The sequence below is a fragment of the Bradyrhizobium sp. YCK136 genome (genome assembly GCF_044570075.1).
Classification (GTDB): Bacteria; Pseudomonadota; Alphaproteobacteria; order Rhizobiales; family Xanthobacteraceae; genus Bradyrhizobium; species Bradyrhizobium diazoefficiens.
The window spans coordinates 1,326,907-1,345,157 of record NZ_CP172424.1 but is presented as its reverse complement, the minus strand read 5'-3'; the positions used below and the strand labels follow the sequence as shown (position 1 = coordinate 1,345,157).

Annotated in this window: 17 protein-coding genes, 1 tRNA gene and 3 pseudogenes; 8 read left to right on the top strand and 13 right to left on the bottom strand. The window is 60.4% G+C overall.

Going from position 1 to position 18,251, the window contains the following annotated elements; genetic code table 11:
• Nucleotides 1-12: 12 nt before the first annotated feature.
• Both ACFLEY_RS06340 and ykgO read right to left on the bottom strand, forming a co-directional pair.
• Nucleotides 13-669, bottom strand: a complete 657-nt coding sequence (locus tag ACFLEY_RS06340) for a tetratricopeptide repeat protein (RefSeq protein WP_082755935.1) — start codon at nucleotides 667-669, stop codon at nucleotides 13-15.
• A 105-nt stretch (nucleotides 670-774) separates the two neighbouring features.
• Nucleotides 775-900, bottom strand: coding sequence for a type B 50S ribosomal protein L36 (gene ykgO, locus ACFLEY_RS06335; protein ID WP_006611362.1), 126 nt, complete (start codon nucleotides 898-900; stop codon nucleotides 775-777).
• A 341-nt stretch (nucleotides 901-1,241) separates the two neighbouring features.
• Between ykgO and ACFLEY_RS06330 the strand changes: the two genes are divergently transcribed.
• Nucleotides 1,242-2,126: a 4-hydroxyphenyl-beta-ketoacyl-CoA hydrolase gene (locus ACFLEY_RS06330; protein ID WP_011090280.1), complete on the top strand. Its 885-nt coding sequence runs from the start codon at nucleotides 1,242-1,244 to the stop codon at nucleotides 2,124-2,126.
• 101 nt (nucleotides 2,127-2,227) lie between these two features.
• Here the strand turns inward: ACFLEY_RS06330 and ACFLEY_RS06325 are convergent, their stop codons facing one another.
• Nucleotides 2,228-2,827 (bottom strand): hypothetical protein, encoded by a 600-nt coding sequence (locus ACFLEY_RS06325; RefSeq protein WP_060910405.1) that lies wholly within the window; start codon nucleotides 2,825-2,827, stop codon nucleotides 2,228-2,230.
• 79 nt (nucleotides 2,828-2,906) lie between these two features.
• Nucleotides 2,907-3,083 (bottom strand): hypothetical protein, encoded by a 177-nt coding sequence (locus tag ACFLEY_RS06320; protein WP_171901091.1) that lies wholly within the window; start codon nucleotides 3,081-3,083, stop codon nucleotides 2,907-2,909.
• A 344-nt stretch (nucleotides 3,084-3,427) separates the two neighbouring features.
• Between ACFLEY_RS06320 and ACFLEY_RS06315 the strand changes: the two genes are divergently transcribed.
• Complete coding sequence (locus ACFLEY_RS06315; RefSeq protein ID WP_028174598.1) at nucleotides 3,428-4,021, top strand: hypothetical protein; 594 nt, start codon at nucleotides 3,428-3,430, stop codon at nucleotides 4,019-4,021.
• A 354-nt stretch (nucleotides 4,022-4,375) separates the two neighbouring features.
• On the opposite strand, the gene ACFLEY_RS06310 is transcribed toward ACFLEY_RS06315, so the two are convergent.
• Nucleotides 4,376-4,819 carry a cytochrome c gene (locus ACFLEY_RS06310; protein WP_011090283.1) on the bottom strand — a complete coding sequence of 148 codons (444 nt, stop codon included), beginning with the start codon at nucleotides 4,817-4,819 and terminating at the stop codon, nucleotides 4,376-4,378.
• Nucleotides 4,820-5,164: 345 nt separating this feature from the next.
• On the opposite strand from ACFLEY_RS06310, the gene ACFLEY_RS06305 reads away from it, so the two are divergent.
• Nucleotides 5,165-6,610, top strand: a complete 1,446-nt coding sequence (locus tag ACFLEY_RS06305) for an IS1182 family transposase (RefSeq protein ID WP_082755932.1) — start codon at nucleotides 5,165-5,167, stop codon at nucleotides 6,608-6,610.
• A 649-nt stretch (nucleotides 6,611-7,259) separates the two neighbouring features.
• A complete protein-coding gene (ltrA, locus tag ACFLEY_RS06300; protein WP_060909086.1) occupies nucleotides 7,260-8,735 on the top strand; it encodes a group II intron reverse transcriptase/maturase in 1,476 nt (491 codons plus the stop codon).
• A gap of 151 nt (nucleotides 8,736-8,886) precedes the next feature.
• Here the strand turns inward: ltrA (ACFLEY_RS06300) and ACFLEY_RS06295 are convergent.
• The 7 genes and pseudogenes from ACFLEY_RS06295 to ltrA (ACFLEY_RS06265) form a co-directional block, all read right to left on the bottom strand.
• Nucleotides 8,887-10,016 (bottom strand): IS3-like element ISRj2 family transposase gene (locus tag ACFLEY_RS06295; protein ID WP_085967151.1). Its coding sequence is split into 2 segments (ribosomal slippage): nucleotides 8,887-9,764 and nucleotides 9,764-10,016, totalling 1,131 coding nucleotides; the frame shifts between segments, so codons are not numbered across the junction.
• Between the two features lie 125 nt (nucleotides 10,017-10,141).
• Nucleotides 10,142-10,489: pseudogene (locus ACFLEY_RS06290) on the bottom strand (transposase); the annotation flags it as partial.
• A 111-nt stretch (nucleotides 10,490-10,600) separates the two neighbouring features.
• A complete protein-coding gene (tnpC, locus tag ACFLEY_RS06285) occupies nucleotides 10,601-12,145 on the bottom strand; it encodes an IS66 family transposase (RefSeq protein WP_224517700.1) in 1,545 nt (514 codons plus the stop codon).
• A 134-nt stretch (nucleotides 12,146-12,279) separates the two neighbouring features.
• Entirely contained in the window at nucleotides 12,280-12,624 is a 345-nt protein-coding gene (tnpB, locus tag ACFLEY_RS06280; RefSeq protein WP_396604560.1) for an IS66 family insertion sequence element accessory protein TnpB, read from the bottom strand.
• The gene (locus ACFLEY_RS06275) at nucleotides 12,621-13,019 is read right to left on the bottom strand and encodes a transposase (protein WP_060912919.1); all 399 of its coding nucleotides are present in this window, start codon (nucleotides 13,017-13,019) and stop codon (nucleotides 12,621-12,623) included. Before ACFLEY_RS06275 ends, tnpB begins: the two co-directional genes overlap by 4 nt.
• 98 nt (nucleotides 13,020-13,117) lie before the next feature.
• A pseudogene (locus ACFLEY_RS06270) lies at nucleotides 13,118-14,128 on the bottom strand (IS701 family transposase); the annotation flags it as partial.
• Between the two features lie 123 nt (nucleotides 14,129-14,251).
• Nucleotides 14,252-15,727 (bottom strand): group II intron reverse transcriptase/maturase, encoded by a 1,476-nt coding sequence (gene ltrA, locus ACFLEY_RS06265; RefSeq protein WP_060909086.1) that lies wholly within the window; start codon nucleotides 15,725-15,727, stop codon nucleotides 14,252-14,254.
• A 199-nt stretch (nucleotides 15,728-15,926) separates the two neighbouring features.
• Here ltrA (ACFLEY_RS06265) and ACFLEY_RS06260 point away from each other — a divergent pair, with 199 nt between their 5' ends.
• From ACFLEY_RS06260 to ACFLEY_RS06245, 4 genes and pseudogenes are all read left to right on the top strand, one after another.
• Nucleotides 15,927-17,195 (top strand): IS256 family transposase, encoded by a 1,269-nt coding sequence (locus ACFLEY_RS06260; RefSeq protein ID WP_038952271.1) that lies wholly within the window; start codon nucleotides 15,927-15,929, stop codon nucleotides 17,193-17,195.
• A 174-nt stretch (nucleotides 17,196-17,369) separates the two neighbouring features.
• Nucleotides 17,370-17,507, top strand: a complete 138-nt coding sequence (locus ACFLEY_RS06255; RefSeq protein WP_171901125.1) for a hypothetical protein — start codon at nucleotides 17,370-17,372, stop codon at nucleotides 17,505-17,507.
• Between the two features lie 69 nt (nucleotides 17,508-17,576).
• Nucleotides 17,577-17,687, top strand: a pseudogene (locus ACFLEY_RS06250) (IS630 family transposase); the annotation flags it as partial.
• A 5-nt stretch (nucleotides 17,688-17,692) separates the two neighbouring features.
• Nucleotides 17,693-17,766, top strand: a tRNA-Ile gene (locus ACFLEY_RS06245).
• 205 nt (nucleotides 17,767-17,971) lie between these two features.
• Here the strand turns inward: ACFLEY_RS06245 and ACFLEY_RS06240 are convergent.
• On the bottom strand, nucleotides 17,972-18,175 hold the full coding sequence (locus ACFLEY_RS06240) for a cold-shock protein (protein WP_060910403.1): 204 nt from the start codon (nucleotides 18,173-18,175) through the stop codon (nucleotides 17,972-17,974).
• Nucleotides 18,176-18,251 lie beyond the last annotated feature (76 nt).

Sequence of the window (18,251 nt, the reverse complement as noted above, 5' to 3'; positions counted from 1 at the left end):
GAAAAGTGGGTACTAGATGTCGCGGCCTTCGACCTTTTCGGTCAGCGCCTTGACCTGATCGGGGATCTTCTCGAGGTGCGGATTGACGGCGAGCGCCTTGCGGTAGGCCTCGAGCGCGCGCTTCTCGTCGCCGACCTCCTGCATGATCATGCCGAGCCCCGCGAGCGCGCCGAAATGGCGGGGTTCGCGGATCAGCACTTGCTGGATGTCGGCGAGCGAGCGGCCGTAGTCGTTCTGCATGTAGTAGAGCGTGGCGCGCCGGTTCCAGGCCTCGATGTAGTCGGGCCTGAGCTTGATGACCGAATCCAACAGCTTGATCGCGACGTCGATCTTCTGCGCGTCGACCGCGGTCTTGGCCCGCGCCATCAGCAGCGAGGCGGTATCGCTCGGGGTCTGGAGCCAGATCGCCCAGATCCGCGCCTCGACATGCTTGGCGCTGACATCGTCGGGCGCCGCCTTCAGCGCGCCGAACAGGAAATCGAGATTTTTGGTGCGATCGACCTTGGGCAGCTTGGCCGGCGCTTCGGGAAGCTTCTTCTGCTTGCCGGGCGGGGACGGCGGCTCAACCTGCTGCGCCGCGGCCGGAGCAAGGCCGGCGGTTCCCAGGGCAAGGGCCAGACACAGGGTGCGTGCGAAAGGGAATCTCACTGCCAGGACTCTCAATGCCATGACCGAAGTCTAGACGCGCAAAGCCGCCCTTGCAAAGCAAAGGCGGCGTCAAACTCGTGTGAGACCGTGGTCTTGCGGGGCGCGCGGGGCGTCCGGCAGGGCTAATCAGCCCTGGCGAGCCTTGAAGCGGCGCTGCACCTTGTTGATCACATAGACCCGGCCCTTGCGGCGAACCAGGCGGTTGGCGCGATGGCGACCGCGCAGCGATTTCAGCGAGTTACGGACCTTCATGGCAGAATCCTGAACGTTCGAAAGGCCGTGTTCGGCACTACCGTTTCGGCACGCGCGAATGTGGCAAAATGAGATTTTTCCCGCTGGCGGACGACCGCCCGGGACGGGGCGGTTCTTAAGGCATGGCGGGAGGTCATGTCAATGTTAACTGCCCGGTTCCGAACCGGCAAATTCGCGAAAACAACCCCATGCACAGTAGAAGCGGCCGGATCGGCCCGATCTGCCGCGTCAGAGGCCAGGCACGGCAATGACTTTTGCGGGCTGCGGTTTTGCTTCCAGCGACGCCTTGCCAAATTCGTTATATCATATAATCAATTTGGCAACCCGTCGGGAGGAAACCAATGCCGAAGCTGAAGCTGCCCAACATCGACGATGTCGTCGCCATCGACATCCACACCCACGCCGAAGAGCCCTGCGGCTGCCACGCTGACGACGGCTATGACGACTTCCAGGCGCAGATGGCGGAGTACTTCAAGTCGCCGAACAAGCATCCGCCGACCGTGCCGGAGACCGCCGCCTACTATCGCTCCAAGAACATCGCCGCGGTGATCTTCCCGGTCGACGCCGAGCGCGAGACCGGTTTCCGCCGCTACAACAATTACGAGATGCTGGAGGTCGCCTCCGATCATCTCGACGTCCTCATCCCGTTCGTCTCGATCGACCCGCACAAGGGCAAGCTCGGGGCGCGCGAGGCGCGCAAGCTGATCGAGGAATACGGCGTGCGCGGCTTCAAATTCCATCCGACCATGCAGGGCTTCTACGCCAACGACCGCATGGCCTATCCGCTCTACGAAGAGATCAACAATGGCGGCGCCATCGCGCTGTTCCACACCGGCCAGACCGGCGTCGGCTCCGGCATGCCCGGCGGCATGGGGATGCGGCTGAAATATTCCAACCCGATGTACATGGACGACGTCGCGGCGGATTTTCCCGACCTCAAGATCATCCTCGCCCACCCCTCCTTCCCCTGGCAGGAAGAGGCGCTGTCGGTCGCGACCCACAAGCCGAACGTCTACATCGACCTGTCGGGCTGGTCGCCAAAGTACTTCCCGCCGATCCTGGTGCGCTACATCAACTCGATTCTCCAGGACAAGATGCTGTTCGGCTCGGACTGGCCGGTGATCACGCCGGACCGCTGGCTGTCGGACTTCGCCAAGATCGACATCCGCGACGAGATCCGGCCGAAGGTGCTGAAGGCGAACGCGCGCAAGCTTTTGGGCATCTAGCGCGGACGCTGAGAAGGCCGCTGGCGTGTCAGGGCAACGCTCGAGCTGCCGACGGCAAGGAGACCGCCTGACGGCGGTCTCCGGAAGTTCACCGCGTCTGATCAGGCAGCTCGCTTGAAAGCCTCCCGCGCCGCCTCGTTGGCACGATCAAAGGCAAGGCGGGTCTCCGCCAGGGCCGCCATGAGTGCGGACCATGAGTGGGTCCCCGCCTCTCTGAGCTTCTCCAGTTTTTTCTCCGCCTCGATTGCATCGGCATTCATGCGCTTCAGGGCTGCGTCGATGTCGCCGCGGCGCTCGGACGCAAAGTTCTTGGCATCGCTGCCGAGCTTGTCGGCGGCTTCGCGCCACGCCTTGAGCTGCGCTTCGGCCTGAAGCTTGAACGTCGCCTGTTGCTGCTCGATCTGCTTGCCGAAGCTTTCGACGTATTTTCCGGCCTCGGTCTCGAACACGCGCCAATCGGCTTCCATTCTTGATTTTGCCTGGCTCCAGGCGGCCTCGCCGACCTCCGACTGCTTCTTCACGGTGTCGCGGAATTCGTCGCGCTGCTTGCAGAGATCCGCCAGAACCTTCGTGGCCTTCTCACGCGCTTCCGACTGCACCTCGGAAGCCCTGGCTTCGAGCGAGGTCACCGTTGCTTCCATTTCGTCGAGACGCTCCTTGGCCCAGTTGGTGAAGAAATTGATGTTGTTTTGCGTGACCATTGCTTCGTGTCCATGGTTCGAATGGTACCGCCCCAGTTTCCCGACTAACACGCTGCGCCACGCGCGTTCTTGACGTGAGTCAAGCAACGTCGCCGAGCTGATGAGGGCTTCGATGCCGAGGACAGAAACCCTCACTTGCCAGATCAAGCGCCAGCCCGGGACTCAAGGATTTGTAGGTCGCGAGCGGCGCCTGCGCCATTGCCGGGTGCGCGAGCATCAACAGGACGGTGGCCGCAAGCAGGGTGCGAGCGAGCATGGTTTCTCCGACGTGAGCTGGTCGACGTCGACTTTAATCTAGGGCGTGTACTCTTAACGCGCAGAAGTCCGGTCTTGAAGGCTTAGCGGAAATGTTCCGCTCGGTCAGCGCATTGCCGCTGATGACCCGATTGAGACATCCTCTTGACAGTCGGGCGATGAAGAACGCGGTCTGTCGGCTGAGCCATCAAAGGCCCATGTACGCCCAAGAGGGAGTACCACCATTTTTCTATCGCGATTGGCGGCCATGAGGTTGTTATCGTCTTGTCGGAAATGGCAAAAACCCTCACCCTTGGTTCGGCCAGTTCATTCCGACATTGCTTTGATGAAAAGCCAGGAGGGAACATGCGCAAATATGTCCGTGGTACCTTCGTCGCCGCGCTAGGTCTTGCTTTTATCGGTGCGGCCCTCAGACCAATTGCAGCAGAAGAGCCTTACAAGGCTCAGCTCGACGCGTTGCGCAAATCGCTGGAGAAATATCAGGACTACAAGGTAGCCGTGCGCGACCTCTACCTGTCGACGGTGGGCTGCGTGCACTATTCTGGCGAGAAAGTTCCGCACCACATGGAGTATGCCAAAGGCGCTATGGGAGTGCACTTTGCCAATGTCACAGTGCAGGGCGCTCCCGATCCGATGAAGCCCAACGTATTGATCTACGAACCTGTGGGCAAGGAATTGAAGCTCGTGGCTGTTGAGTGGTTGGTGCCTCTAACGGCAGATACCAAGCAGCGCCCCTCTCTCTTCGACCAACCCTTCATGGGCCCGATGGAAGGACACTGGCCGCTCATTCCAAAGGAGTTTGTGCATTATGATCTGCATGCCTGGTTGTTCAAGGACAACCCGCTCGGCATGTTTGCGCCCACCAACCCGAATGTTAGCTGCGAGGGCTACGACTTTTCCCTGCTGGAAGAGCCGACCATGATGGTGCCGGGCCCATAAGCCAATCGCGAGGTCGGCTTCTGGCCCATCAGCGAAGTAGTAGCACGCCTCATTGAGGTCCGTTCAATGGGGCATAGCGGACTGAGCTTGCTCACGTTGAGTTTTTCGCGTTTTGACCCCACAGAAGGCACGGCATCGGGCCGGGCAGATGTCGGCCTCGACCCGCTTCGGACATCGCGGTTTGGCAAACAGGGCAGTAAGACTCCCGGGCGCATCACGAGGCAATATGAGGCGGCGGGAGTTCATCGGGCTGGTTGGTGGTGCAGCTGCTTCGTCGGTTGTGGCGCAAGCAAACTTTTTCCGCTTTAGCGGGCGCTAAGCGGGATGGGCAAGTAATCTTATGCTCGTCGGTTGCTACTTTTGCTGAACGCGGCTGAGATAATCGACAACAGCGAGGATGCGTTTTCGCACGACGACTTCGGGGCTTTGCTCCGGCCCGGCCATCTTCCAATAAGACGGATCAACATAGTGAGGCAAGTTGACAATGGGGTTGAATCGTTCCCCCCAAATTGGCATCTCACGAGTGCCGTGAGCAGGAATTGTTTTCGATCCATCTATGGTTTCATAGACAGCGTTCGTGGGAAAGACCCCGTTGTTGTTCTTGGCCAACACCGTCAAATCGGGAGGCGGGATCTTGAGCTGGTCGCTGACCGGTCCTTTGCCCTTTGCATCCGCGCCATGACAACTCGCGCACGAAGACTGAAATTCTGACTTGCCGATGTCGAGGTCTTCAGCCTGAGCCGCGGCAGCGAAAGCAGCGGTAAGGCCGGCAATTATCAACCAACCACACTTTACCATGTCGCGCTCCGACGCTGGCTAGAAAGGCTTTACCACTAGCCGCTTTGCGCTCCGACAGATTGACGCATATCAAGACTGGCTTCCGGCTTAGGCTTGTGAAGGCTCTGGGAGTGGCATGCTTTCGCCGGCTGATCGGACTTAAGAGCCCGCGCCCTAGAGTGCCGTGCTCGCCGATCTCGCGCTGCTCTGCTACCACCCCCATGGTCTGGGCGCGTCCGCCGTTCGGTCGCTATCGGGGATAGATCGGACATGGAGCGGATAACCCATGTCGGTCGCAAATGACCCTGGCTGTGTAAAAAGCCACGAGTCGGCTACGATTCCTCCGTTTCCTGATGGGGGATACGGATGGGACGCTTCGTTGAAGGCGCGGACAGATCCCAGCTGACGCTCTTGCCGGAATGTCTGGAGGATTGGGTAAGCGAGGACAACGCGGTCCATGTGATCGATGTGTTCGTCGAGGCGCTCGACCTGCATGGAATGGGGTTTGTGCGTGCGATCGCCAAGGAGACGGGCCGGCCCTCCTATCATCCGGCAGTCCTTCTGAAGCTTTACATCTACGGTTATCTCAATCGGGTGCAGTCCAGTCGCCGCCTGGAACGTGAGGCGTGCCGCAATATCGAGGTGATGTGGCTGATCGGCCGCCTGGCTCCCGATCATAAGACGATCGCCGATTTCCGGAAGGACAATGGTGCGGCGATCCGGAAGGTTTGTGCGAAGTTCATTGCACTATGCCGGCAAATGGGCCTGTTGCAGACCCGAAGCGTCGCAATCGATGGTAGCAAGTTCAAGGCGGTGAACAACCGCGACCGCAACTTCACGCATGCCAAGATGGCGAGGCGGATGGCGCAGATCGAGGAAAGCGTCGGTCGATATCTGCGTCAACTCGATAGCGCCGATCGGCAGGAGCCATCGGAAGCGATCAGCATCAAGACGACGAGGATCAAGGAAAAGATCGCGCGGCTGAAGCAGGAGATGAGCCGCCTGGAGGTGCTCGATGCGCAGATGCGCAACACGCCGGATCAACAGATATCGCTCACCGATCCGGATGCCCGTTCGATGGCCACCAGCGGACGCGGATCGGGTGTCGTCGGCTACAATGTCCAGGTCGCGGTGGACACCGAACACCATCTGATTGTTACGCACGAGGTTATAAACGTCGGCAACGACCGTGGGCAGCTTGCCCGGATGTCGAAGCAAGCCAAAGAAGTGCTCGAAGTGGACAAGCTCGAGGCGGTCGCCGACCGTGGCTACTTCGACGGAGAGGAGATACTAGCCTGCGAAGAGGCTGGCATTGCCGTCACCTTGCCCAAGCCCATGACGTCGAACGCCAAGGCGGAGGGCCGGTTCGGCAAACAGGACTTCGCCTACCTGTCTGATGAGGACGTCTACCGCTGCCCATCCGGCCAGCTGCTGCCCTATCACTACACCAACATCGAGCATGGAATGACGCTGCGCCGTTACTGGTCGACAGCGGCGTGCCAAGGCTGCGCGATCAAGAGCCAATGTACGCCGTCCAAGGAGCGCCGCATCACGCGCTGGGAGCATGAGCACGTGGTCGAGGGGGTCCAGAGACGGCTCGATTCCAATCCTGACGCCATGCGGACGCGGCGCGAGACGGTCGAGCATCCCTTCGGCACGATCAAGGCCCGCATGGGCGCGACCCATTTCCTGATGAAGCGCCTACGGAACGTGGCCGCCGAGATGGCGTTGCATGTCCTCGCCTATAACCTCACCCGGGTGATGAACATCGTCGGCAGACCGAGCCTGATTGCAGCTATCCGCGCAACCTAAGGGACGGATAAGGGCGTCCAAAAGCGGCAAAGCACGGCGCTATAACGATCTTGGCCGCCTGTTAGACGATCCGACGGCAAAACATCGGCGGCCTGCACCTATTGCCAACTACGGTCGCTTCCGAATTATCCGTTTCCACACAACCAAGACCCGTAGCGGACTCGCTTGTTTTCTACCGGCAAATCGACGAGCCGACTTGTTGCAAGCTCTTTCGTAGGCAGAGAGTTGCCTGATACCATCCGCAACGCGTTGGGCTGTGTGGATGCGATAAGAAAACTCAGGGGTCGCCGCATGAAAGACGTCGAAATCGTTTCGGAAGACCAATGGCACGCTGATTGGCGGCAGGAACGCCGGTTGACGCTGCTGTTTGAACCGTCGATCAAGGAGGATGCCTGGTGTGGACCGCTCGTCGAAGAGTTCTGGTTGCCCCATTGGCAGAATCGGCTCGATTTCGTCACACAGGCCGCTGATTTCTGTGCTGACAAAGACGAGTATAGATTGAGGGACCTGGACAATATCGTAATCCAGCGACGTGGGGGAATGCCGAGTTGGAAGGCAGCGCCTTCGATCTCCGCGAGCTCAACGAGGCCCGAGAGCTTGGACTGCAGCACTATTCGAGCCATAGCCCGGTCTTCGCCGATAGCCGCTGATGCACGACACGGAGAAGTCTGACTCTGGCATAGTAGCTGAGAAGCCAACGAACAAAGCCGGATTACTGGCGGCGGAGTGGGCGGAGCCAAGGCCGGGGACCAAGGGAAACGCGGAACAGCAGCGCATGCACCGGACACAGGGCCGGGCTCGCATGACCCAGTCGCTGGACCGCGTACGGACAGCCGCAAGGCTGAGGAAGAAGGACCGGTTCACCGCGCTCTTTCACCACATCAATGTCGATACACTGCGGGCGGCGTTCTTTGCGCTCAGGCGTAAGGCTGCTCCCGGAGTGGATGGCATGACGTGGGAGGACTACGAGGAAGATCTCGAGCCCCGGCTCGCCGATCTGCACAAACGGGTCCAACGAGGAGCGTATCGCCCGCAACCGTCTCGCCGGACGTACATACCAAAGGCAGACGGCAAGCAGCGCCCGTTAGCGATCGCGGCTCTCGAAGACAAAATCGTCCAGGGCGCCACCGTCATCGTGCTCAACGCCATCTACGAAGGAGACTTCTGTGGCTTTTCCTACGGGTTTCGGCCCGGCAGAGGACCACATGATGCGTTGGACGCGCTCTGCACAGCGATCGAGACGCGGAACGTGAACTGGATCATTGACGCCGACATCCAAAACTTCTTTGGCGCAGTCAGTCAACCTTGGCTGGTTCGCTTCTTGGAACATAGGATCGGCGACAAGCGCATCATCCGCCTCATTCAGAAATGGCTGAAGGCGGGTGTTCTCGAAGACGGCGTCGTAGCCGCTGATGACAGGGGAACGGGTCAAGGTTCGGTGATTTCACCGCTTCTGGGCAACATCTACCTGCACTACGCTCTCGACCTGTGGGCCAAACGCTGGCGACAGCGCGAGGTCTCCGGCGGCATGATCATCGTGCGTTACGCGGACGATGTAGTAGTCGGCTTTGAGCGCGAGGATGACGCACGTCGTTTCCTTGACGCGATGCGCGCGAGACTGGAGGAGTTCGAGCTGACGCTCCACCCGGCCAAGACCCGCCTGATTGAGTTTGGTCGCCATGCGGCGGCTCAACGCAAGCAGCGCGGACTCGGAAAGCCGGAAACCTTTGCGTTCATGGGGTTCACGTTTATCTGCGGCAAATCACGCCAAGGGCGCTTCCAGCTTCAACGGAAGACCCGTAGCGACCGCTTGCGAACCAAACTCCGCGAAATCAAGGAGGAGCTAAGGCGCCGAATGCACTGGCCGATCCCTGCACAAGGGAAATGGCTGAGGCAGGTCTTGACCGGCCACTTTGCGTACTTTGCTGTCCCGACGAATGGCCGAGCGCTCAATGCGTTTCGGTTCTATCTGACCGATCTCTGGAGGCGGACGCTTCGGCGGCGCAGTCAGCGGACCTGTCTGACCTGGGATCGCATAACGCAGATCACCGATGACTGGCTCCCCAAGGCTCGCATCCTTCATCCATGGCCGAAGCTGCGCTTCGCCGTCAAACACCCGAGGTAGGAGCCAGAGCTGGCCCCGGTTGTTTGGACAGCGCCCCGCTGGATTTAAGTGGATTCCTGCCGGGTTATGCTGAACGCGGGGCTTTACGGTTTTGTCGTTGCGTCGGGAGGGCGTAGCCCGACCAGAGCGACGACAAAACCGTCGGCGACGGTCATGCGGCCATCACCATAGCTTGCGTGCCGAAGTAAGCCTCGTCGGGCGTGCGCCCGTCAAGGCTCGAGTGAGGGCGTCCCTGATTGTAGAAGGCCAGATACTTGGCAATTGACGCTCGCGCCTCGGACACGCTGTCGTAGGCGCGGAGATAAACTTCTTCGTATTTGACCGTGCGCCAGAGCCGCTCGACAAACACGTTGTCGCGCCAGGCGCCCTTGCCGTCCATGCTGATGGCGATCTTCGCGTCCAGCAGCACATCGGTGAACTCGAGGCTGGTGAACTGGCTGCCCTGATCCGTGTTGAAAATCTCGGGCCTGCCGTGCTTCGCCAACGCCTCCTGGACCGCTTCGACGCAGAAGGCCGCCTCCATTGTGATCGAGACGCGATGGGCCAGGACCCGTCGGCTGAACACATCGACGACCGCCGCGAGATAGACGAAGCCACGCCGCATCGGAATGTAGGTGATGTCCATTGCCCACGCATGGTCGGGCCGCTCGATCTTCAATCCGCGCAACAGGTACGGGTAGATCTTGTGACCCGGAGCCGGCTTGCTCGTGTTCGGGCGACGATAGACCGCCTCGATCCGCATGCGCTTCATCAGCGTCGCGATGTGGCGGCGACCGGCGTATACGCCCTCCCGCCGCAGCAACGATCGCAGCATACGCGCTCCCGCGAAGGGATAATCGAGATGCAGCTCATCGAGCCGACGCATCAAGGCAAGGTCCTCGGCCGAAACTGGCCGAGGTTCATAGTAGACCGTGCTGCGAGCCAGCTTCAGGACCTTCGCCTGGCGCACGATAGAAAGATCATGATCGCGGTCGATCATCGCTTTGCGCTCAGCAGGCCCGCCTTGGTGAGCGCGCCGGACAAAAAATCGTTTTCCAACGCCAGCTCGCCGATCTTGGCATGTAACGCCTTCAAATCGACCGGCGTCTCGGCCGATGTCTTGTCATGCCCAAACACGCCGGCGGCGCCTTCCAGGAGCTGGTTTTTCCAGATCGTGATCTGGTTCGGATGAACATCAAACAGCTGCGCCAGCTCCGCCAGTGTCTTGTCGCCTTTGACCGCAGCCAAAGCAACCTTCGCCTTGAATGCCGGAGAATGCGTCCGGCGGCTCTTCTTCGTCATCTTCGCTCCTGATTCGCAGCAAGAATCCTCGCCGCTGTCAGGCAGAAAATCCACTCAAGCTACTGTCCGAATTTGCGGGGCCAGCTCTCCCTACCGCGAACAGAATGTGTTTGCGCCACTGTTTTTCAAGGATTTTCTTTTGGCAATATGGGCACTGCTGAGACGGCGGCCGAAGAATGAGATCGACGATGGCGTGACGTACGGCGGGCATGGTTGGTTGAGGCGGAGGCCCATTGATTCTTTTTTTTCCGCCTCGCGTATGCGAGGCGACGATGTTGCAGGAAGGCGTAGGCAATCATTGTCATAAGGGCGTGGCGATGAAGACCTTGCCATGATCGCCCTTCGAAGTGATCAAGTCCAAGCTCCTCCTTCAACTGTTGATGCGCCTGCTCACAAATCCACCGAGCCTTGATGGTGGCGGCCAGCGTGCGCAGATCCGTTACCGCCGGAAGATTGGCGAGATAGTATTTCTGTAAGCGACGTTCGCGCCCCATTCGCAAAGGTTTGGCGTGGGGATTGCAGTCTGTTGATCAACGTGTTTGCAAATCGTTGGCGGGGGGTATGGAGGCGGCAACGACGGAGAATTACGAGGTGCGGCCGAACGACCAGGGCAGGAGCTCGTCGATCCGGGACTGCGGGTGACCGGTTGCGATCGCTTTGAGCGTCGCTTTCATCCAGACGTAGGGCTCCACGCTGTTGATTTTGCAGGTGGCGATGAGCGAAGCTATGCGCGCCCATGAACGACCACCTTCGTCGTGACCAGCAAATAAACTATTTTTACGCGTCAGAGTCAGCGGCCTGATTTGATTTTCGACGGGATTGGTGTCCATCTCAACGCAACCATCGTCGAGAAACAAGGTGAGGCCATCCCAATGGTTCAGGAGATAGGCGATCGCCTTGCCCATCTCGCTGCCCGGCGACAGGCGAGCGGCTTGCTCGCGCAGAAACCTCTCGAGTTCAGCGACGAGCGGCCGTGATCGCTCGTTACGGGTCGTTTGCCGAGCCGGGGCGTCGGCGCCACGGATCTCCTTCTCGATCGCATAGAGTGCGGCGATGCGCGCGAGAACGGCTTCGGCGATGGGTGAGCCGGCTTTCGGAGTCGCTGCGATGATCTTGCGCCTTGAGTGGGACCAACATGCGGCCAGCCGCAGCGGCACGCCGCCTTTGCGCTTGGGCCGTGCGAGCCGATGATAGCCCTGGTATCCGTCGACCTGAAGGATGCCGTCGAAGCCCTCGAGGATGCGCTCAGCATGGTCACCACCGCGTCCTGGCGCGTAGTGGTAGACCACGATTGGTGGATCAGCGCCGCCGTGGCCGCGATCGTCGCGCAGGACAGCCCACAGATAGCCGGTCTTCGTTCGGCCCCGGCCCGGATCGAGCACAGGCGCCCTGGTCTCGTCTATGAACAAGCGGCCCGATTGCTTCATCACGACGCTCATGCGCTCGACCAGCGGCGCGAGGTGGAAGGCGACCGTTCCCATCCAGTCTGCCAGAACGGCGCGATCGATGAAGATGCCATGCCGAGCCAGAACCTGCGACTGACGATAGAGTGGCATGTGCTCGCTGAACTTGGCGACCGCCACCTGCGCCAGCAGCGCCTCGGTGGGGATGCCACCCTCCACGAGATGGGCGGGCGCCGGCGCCTGAGCAACACCGGTGCAGCCCTTTGCGCAGGCGTAGCGCGGTCGCACCGTCTCGATCACACGATACTGGGCGGCCATGACATCGAGACGGCGGGAGCGATCCTCGCCGATCTGGACCATCCGGCCGCAGCCGCAGGGACACTCGAGGTTCTCGGGTTCGATCACCTGCTCGATGCGCGGCAGGTGCGCGGGAAAGGCACGGGCAGCGCGCCTGGTCCGGCGGCTGGACGGCGCCGTGCCGGCGCGGCGCGCACGATCGTCCTGGCGTTCCTGGACTTCGGCGATGGCAATCTCGATGTCCTCGAGAACCAGTTGCATCTGATCGGGATTGAACTTTTCCGAGCGTTTACCGAAACGTGCGCGCTCGTACTCCTTCACGAGCAGTTCGAGGCGTTCGACGCTCTCTTTGGACGCAGCCAGTTCACTCTCGACATGAAGGCGCGCCGAGCATTCATCGTCTGCGCGACGACGCTCGGCTTCAATCATCGCTTCCTGCGCGCGGAAGAGCGCGCGCAAATCGGCGGGCAGCGCTGCAAGACGGGCGGGATCAATGGGGGACGGCGGCACATCCGCAAGCTATCATCCCAAAGCCCCGCGCGAAACAGGTTGTCGGGTCTGAGTCAGTTCGCCGCAGCTGGCGTCGCGACAATCCGTTCGCCCACTCGCTTCCAGTTCAGCCCTTCGAACTGCACGCGCGTCAGATGCATGACGCCGTCGCTGATCTGCGGCCACTCGAAACGACCATCGCGGCCAAGGCGCTTGTAGACCAAAACGAGGCCCGTGCCGTCCCATAGCAAAATCTTCAGCCGGTCGGCGCGCTTCGAACGAAAAACCACGATCAGGCCCGAATGCGGATCGAGCCCAAGCGTGTTTTGCACAAGACCGGCCAGCGCGTCGTGCCCGCACCGGAAGTCAACAGGACGCACAGCAAGCACAATCCGCAGTCCCTGCGCCGGAATGATCATGCGCCGCGCTCGATCGCAGTCACGATCTCCGCGATCCGCACCGCCGACACGTCCGCATCCAGGCGGACCGAAACCTTGCCAATCGTAATCTCGACGGGCCCCTCGCTCTTGCCTGACGCCACTGGATCGCTCAGCTCGATCGACACGAAATCCGCCGCGTCGTCCGTGACCAATGCGAGCCGGCCAGCACGCGCCAATCTGCGCCACGTCGTCAACTGCTGGGCCTTCACACCGTAACGCCGTGCGACATCACATACCCGGGCGTCGGGCTTCATGCTCTCGAAAACAGCGCGCCCCTTGATCTCCGCAGACCATAACCGGCCTCCAGAACGCGTCCGGCGCGTAAGCTTCCCTAAAAAGCCATCAGCTTCGGCTTCCTCCCCCGATTGTTCCATCGCCTTCAGTCTCCTCTCGGCTCTCTGACAAGCCAAGGATCGCAGAGCGAAAGCCGAAGCGAAACCAGTCAATCAAATGGGAGAAAAGCTCCGCTTACGTATTTCTTCTCCCCGGAGGCACGTTGCTCGCCAATGAGCCAGGCCTCGTCGCCTGGGAGATGCTGCTGACCTTTATCCCATATCCGCTGCGGAGGGCCGTCGGCGGTGCGGACACGGAGAGCCGCAAATCGGGCTTTGAGCCGACCTTTCGTCCCGCTACGCCAACTCACAGTTTTCCATTTGGCGCGGGCCAGCATTTGTTCTGCCGCAATCGATAAGATATCGGGCACGTGGTGCTTTCGTGGTTTGCCGCGGACTTTGGTGATCGGCCAAATGAGCTTCACATCGACCGGATACACTTTCTGATGCCGAGGGATACCGACAGCCCAGGCCAGCCCGCGCTCTGTTAGCCCTTGTCGAAACGATGCGCTGAGGCCGTATCCTGCATCCGCCAGCACACACCCAAAGCGCATGTTGGCTGCTATAGCGCGGTCAATCTCGGCCAAAGCAATCTCCGGCTTGGACCGTGGCGTTCGGTGTTCGACTGGTACGCGAGCGTGCTTCAAACGAGACACGTCGCTTGTCCAACTGTCAGGCAGAAAGAGACGTAACGCGACCATCACTGGCACTTCGCCGCGCGCAAGCGTTAAAGACACCAGCGTTTGGCAATTTGCCGTTTTGCCGAGAGCCGATGCGTATTGAGGCGCAACACCAACCGATCGTTCGCCCTTCTTCGGCAGTGAGGTGTCATCAATAACCAGCACCGCATCCCTGCCGCCGACAAGTCGGTCCGCCTGGTTGAGCAGCTCTGTCTCTAGCGGCGTCGCGTTCCAGACGCCGTCCGCAATGAAATGGTGCAACTGGTCGTAGTTGCTCGTAGCAAGGCGTTCCGCCATCGGCTGAACGCTCTTGCGATCGCCAGGACCGATCAATCCCGCAACATATAGAGGACACATCCGCTGTCGGGTCTTATGACCCAGCCGGTCCAAGAACGGCATCAGCCAGCGTTCGAGTTCGTCTTCCCATCCCGGCATGGTCAGCCCTCCAAGAGCCGACCACCCATGAATCATTGAAAAATTGATTCGGGAATCCTATAAAACGCGGCAAAATCAACAATCTGTTCGCGGTAGGGACACCCATCACTGGGCGCCCCCCGCGCAGATCCCGGCGAGCCCAATTAAGGCACCGGGCTCCTACCTCGGGTGTTTGACGGCGAAGCGCAGCTTCGGCCATGGATGAAGGATGCGAGCCTTGGGGAGCCAGTCATCGGTGATCTGCGTTATGCGATCCCAGGTCAGACAGGTCCGCTGACTGCGCCGCCGAAGCGTCCGCCTCCAGAGATCGGTCAGATAGAACCGAAACGCATTGAGCGCTCGGCCATTCGTCGGGACAGCAAAGTACGCAAAGTGGCCGGTCAAGACCTGCCTCAGCCATTTCCCTTGTGCAGGGATCGGCCAGTGCATTCGGCGCCTTAGCTCCTCCTTGATTTCGCGGAGTTTGGTTCGCAAGCGGTCGCTACGGGTCTTCCGTTGAAGCTGGAAGCGCCCTTGGCGTGATTTGCCGCAGATAAACGTGAACCCCATGAACGCAAAGGTTTCCGGCTTTCCGAGTCCGCGCTGCTTGCGTTGAGCCGCCGCATGGCGACCAAACTCAATCAGGCGGGTCTTGGCCGGGTGGAGCGTCAGCTCGAACTCCTCCAGTCTCGCGCGCATCGCGTCAAGGAAACGACGTGCGTCATCCTCGCGCTCAAAGCCGACTACTACATCGTCCGCGTAACGCACGATGATCATGCCGCCGGAGACCTCGCGCTGTCGCCAGCGTTTGGCCCACAGGTCGAGAGCGTAGTGCAGGTAGATGTTGCCCAGAAGCGGTGAAATCACCGAACCTTGACCCGTTCCCCTGTCATCAGCGGCTACGACGCCGTCTTCGAGAACACCCGCCTTCAGCCATTTCTGAATGAGGCGGATGATGCGCTTGTCGCCGATCCTATGTTCCAAGAAGCGAACCAGCCAAGGTTGACTGACTGCGCCAAAGAAGTTTTGGATGTCGGCGTCAATGATCCAGTTCACGTTCCGCGTCTCGATCGCTGTGCAGAGCGCGTCCAACGCATCATGTGGTCCTCTGCCGGGCCGAAACCCGTAGGAAAAGCCACAGAAGTCTCCTTCGTAGATGGCGTTGAGCACGATGACGGTGGCGCCCTGGACGATTTTGTCTTCGAGAGCCGCGATCGCTAACGGGCGCTGCTTGCCGTCTGCCTTTGGTATGTACGTCCGGCGAGACGGTTGCGGGCGATACGCTCCTCGTTGGACCCGTTTGTGCAGATCGGCGAGCCGGGGCTCGAGATCTTCCTCGTAGTCCTCCCACGTCATGCCATCCACTCCGGGAGCAGCCTTACGCCTGAGCGCAAAGAACGCCGCCCGCAGTGTATCGACATTGATGTGGTGAAAGAGCGCGGTGAACCGGTCCTTCTTCCTCAGCCTTGCGGCTGTCCGTACGCGGTCCAGCGACTGGGTCATGCGAGCCCGGCCCTGTGTCCGGTGCATGCGCTGCTGTTCCGCGTTTCCCTTGGTCCCCGGCCTTGGCTCCGCCCACTCCGCCGCCAGTAATCCGGCTTTGTTCGTTGGCTTCTCAGCTACTATGCCAGAGTCAGACTTCTCCGTGTCGTGCATCAGCGGCTACAGCTCCTCGCCTTCCCGCTGCGGACCATCTCCTCCGAGAAGGAAGATGGCCGACCCGGAGATATCCCGGTTCCCGTACAAGGAGCTTCCATAGAGCTATGGCGGAATCTGGGTGATGACGGTGTGAGGAAGGCGGCGTATCGAGGCGGGTGACGAGCCTGCCAGAACCTCTCGAGGAGAGCGATACGCCATGACCGAGACTACCAATGTTCTTGCTTTCCGTCAGCCGTCCGCGGTTGATGATCCACTGACCGATATCGTTCGAGCCGGCGCGCGGGACCTGCTTGCCAGGGCGATCGAGATCGAGGTTGGCGCGTTTCTGGCCAGCACGGCCAATCTGACGCTGCCCGACGGTCGAGCGCGCCTGGTCCGACATGGGCACGGTCCGGTGCGCGAGATTGCGACCGGCATCGGTCCGGTGGAGGTCGCTCGTCCCAAGGTCCGCGACCGCGGAGCGAGCGGGCCAGGCGACCGCCTCCGCTTCAGTTCGGCAATCCTGCCGCTATGGGCGCGGCGGACGAAGAGCCTGGATGCCTTGATCCCGGTCCTCTATTTGCGCGGCATCTCGACCGGCGACTTCCAGGAGGCGCTCTCGGCGCTGCTCGGCAAGGATGCGCCGAACCTGTCGCCTTCGGTGATCGCCGGCCTGAAGGCCGATTGGCAGGTCGAGTACGAACGCTGGCAGAGACGCGATCTGTCGGCGCGTCGCTATGTCTACATCTGGGCCGATGGCGTGTACCTGCAGGCCCGCATGGAAGATCACAGCGAATGCATGCTGGTGCTGATTGGCACCACGCCGGAAGGCAAGAAGGAGCTGATCGGCTTCCAGGTCGGCGTGCGCGAGAGCGCGCAGAGCTGGCGCGAACTCCTGATCGACCTGCGGCAACGCGGGTTACGGATTGCCCCGCAACTCGCCATCGGCGACGGCGCCCTCGGCTTCTGGAAGGCACTGGACGAGGCCTTTCCCGGCACGCGGCACCAACGATGCTGGTGCCATAAAGTGAGCAACGTACTCGACAAGGTCGCCAAATCCGTGCAGGGCCCCATGAAGAACGACCTGCGGAACATCTATCTGGCCCCACACCGGGCCGAAGCTGAAACCGCGATCGACGTCTTCGTCGAGAAATACCACGTCAAATACGGACGTGCGGTGGAGTGCCTGATCAAGGATCGCCATGCGCTGCTCGCCTTCTTCGACTTCCCTGCTGAGCACTGGATCCACCTACGCAGCTCGAACCCGATCGAGAGCGTCTTCGCCACGGTGCGCCACCGAACGGTGCGGACCAAGGGATCGCTGTCGCAACAAACTGCGAAGCTGATGGTGTTCAAGCTCATCGACGCCGCATCGAAGACCTGGCGGCGATTGAAGAGCACGAACCAGTTGCCGAAAGTCATCGCCGGTGTAAAGTTCATCGACGGAATCGAAGTCATTCCGAACACTGAAAGCCACGCCGCCTGATCAGGCCGCGTCACCCAAAATCAGCCATAGCTCGCTTCCATACATGCCAGGGTCTACGACCACGCCGGGTTGGACGGGTGCTCGCGTTTGCGCACTCGCCCATATTGCCTTCCGCTCTTTGGACAGCGTCGGCTCCCGAGATAACACTGTTTCGCGGCTCAATGGCTGGCCTGCATGCTCCCCTACCGACGCTTCGCCGACACCCTCGCGGACGCCTGCGCACGGCTCGGGGCCGATGTGGTTCGCTACACCTTCATCGCAATGGACTTCCACCATCTATTCCTTGCCGGTCTCCCGGCGCACCCAAAGTAGTGCTAGTCATCTGGAACGCAAGTTCGTCACATTAGTTGATAGCTCGAATCTCTACAGGGGAGAGAGCTCGTGGCTAATGCAGGTGAGCGAGGCCGGCCGATCGCGCCGTTGGTGCTTAGTTCGCAGGAGCGGGCGTACTTGGAGAGGCAAGTTTGTCGTAATCGCGTTGCCCGATCGCTACAAATGCACTTTAGCTCAGGGGTAGAGCGCGCGCTTGATAAGCGTGAGGTCCGTGGTTCGAAGCCACGAAGGTGCACCATCATAGGAGCTGTCAGGCTTCGACTTAGACCTTTTGGTCATCAACTTGGAGCCTTCGACATGCCGAACAGTACCAAGAGGATTAGAGCGCACGCCCACGCGAACAATAGCGCCTTATCCATCGGCCAATTCCGATCGATCTCCTCGGCCGCCCGCAGCGGCGCACCACTGCGGCCTTTTCGTTGAGCAACACAATGGGTGATGCTTCACCCGACTCGTAGATTTTTCCCCGACTCTTTGCCGCGATTTGAAACGACGTCGAAGCTAACCTTAGCCCCCTCTGCGAGCGAGGTAAAACCAGCCTTCTCAACTGCCGAGATGTGCACAAAGACGTCTTTGTCGCCGTTGTCAGGTTGAATGAAACCGTACCCCTTCGTCGGGTTGAACCACTTCACTGTCCCCATTGCCATTTAACTTCTCCATTTTTCAAAAACGAAAACTAGTGCGCGAATTCCGACAAAAGAAAGGCTGGCGGTAACCCCTCGC

Bases quoted from the DNA above. Each gene is read 5' to 3' on its own strand.
- ACFLEY_RS06330 (WP_011090280.1), top strand. From the start codon at position 1,242: ATGCCGAAGCTGAAGCTGCCCAACATCGACGATGTCGTCGCCATCGAC.
- ACFLEY_RS06275 (WP_060912919.1), bottom strand. From the start codon at position 13,019: ATGGAACAATCGGGGGAGGAAGCCGAAGCTGATGGCTTTTTAGGGAAG.
- tnpC (WP_224517700.1), bottom strand. From the start codon at position 12,145: ATGATTGAAGCCGAGCGTCGTCGCGCAGACGATGAATGCTCGGCGCGC.
- ACFLEY_RS06305 (WP_082755932.1), top strand. From the start codon at position 5,165: ATGGGACGCTTCGTTGAAGGCGCGGACAGATCCCAGCTGACGCTCTTG.
- ltrA (WP_060909086.1), bottom strand. From the start codon at position 15,727: ATGCACGACACGGAGAAGTCTGACTCTGGCATAGTAGCTGAGAAGCCA.
- ykgO (WP_006611362.1), bottom strand. From the start codon at position 900: ATGAAGGTCCGTAACTCGCTGAAATCGCTGCGCGGTCGCCATCGCGCC.
- ACFLEY_RS06320 (WP_171901091.1), bottom strand. From the start codon at position 3,083: ATGCTCGCTCGCACCCTGCTTGCGGCCACCGTCCTGTTGATGCTCGCG.
- ACFLEY_RS06260 (WP_038952271.1), top strand. From the start codon at position 15,927: ATGACCGAGACTACCAATGTTCTTGCTTTCCGTCAGCCGTCCGCGGTT.
- ACFLEY_RS06340 (WP_082755935.1), bottom strand. From the start codon at position 669: ATGGCATTGAGAGTCCTGGCAGTGAGATTCCCTTTCGCACGCACCCTG.
- ltrA (WP_060909086.1), top strand. From the start codon at position 7,260: ATGCACGACACGGAGAAGTCTGACTCTGGCATAGTAGCTGAGAAGCCA.
- ACFLEY_RS06310 (WP_011090283.1), bottom strand. From the start codon at position 4,819: ATGGTAAAGTGTGGTTGGTTGATAATTGCCGGCCTTACCGCTGCTTTC.
- ACFLEY_RS06315 (WP_028174598.1), top strand. From the start codon at position 3,428: ATGCGCAAATATGTCCGTGGTACCTTCGTCGCCGCGCTAGGTCTTGCT.
- ACFLEY_RS06325 (WP_060910405.1), bottom strand. From the start codon at position 2,827: ATGGTCACGCAAAACAACATCAATTTCTTCACCAACTGGGCCAAGGAG.
- ACFLEY_RS06255 (WP_171901125.1), top strand. From the start codon at position 17,370: ATGCTCCCCTACCGACGCTTCGCCGACACCCTCGCGGACGCCTGCGCA.
- ACFLEY_RS06240 (WP_060910403.1), bottom strand. From the start codon at position 18,175: ATGGCAATGGGGACAGTGAAGTGGTTCAACCCGACGAAGGGGTACGGT.
- tnpB (WP_396604560.1), bottom strand. From the start codon at position 12,624: ATGATCATTCCGGCGCAGGGACTGCGGATTGTGCTTGCTGTGCGTCCT.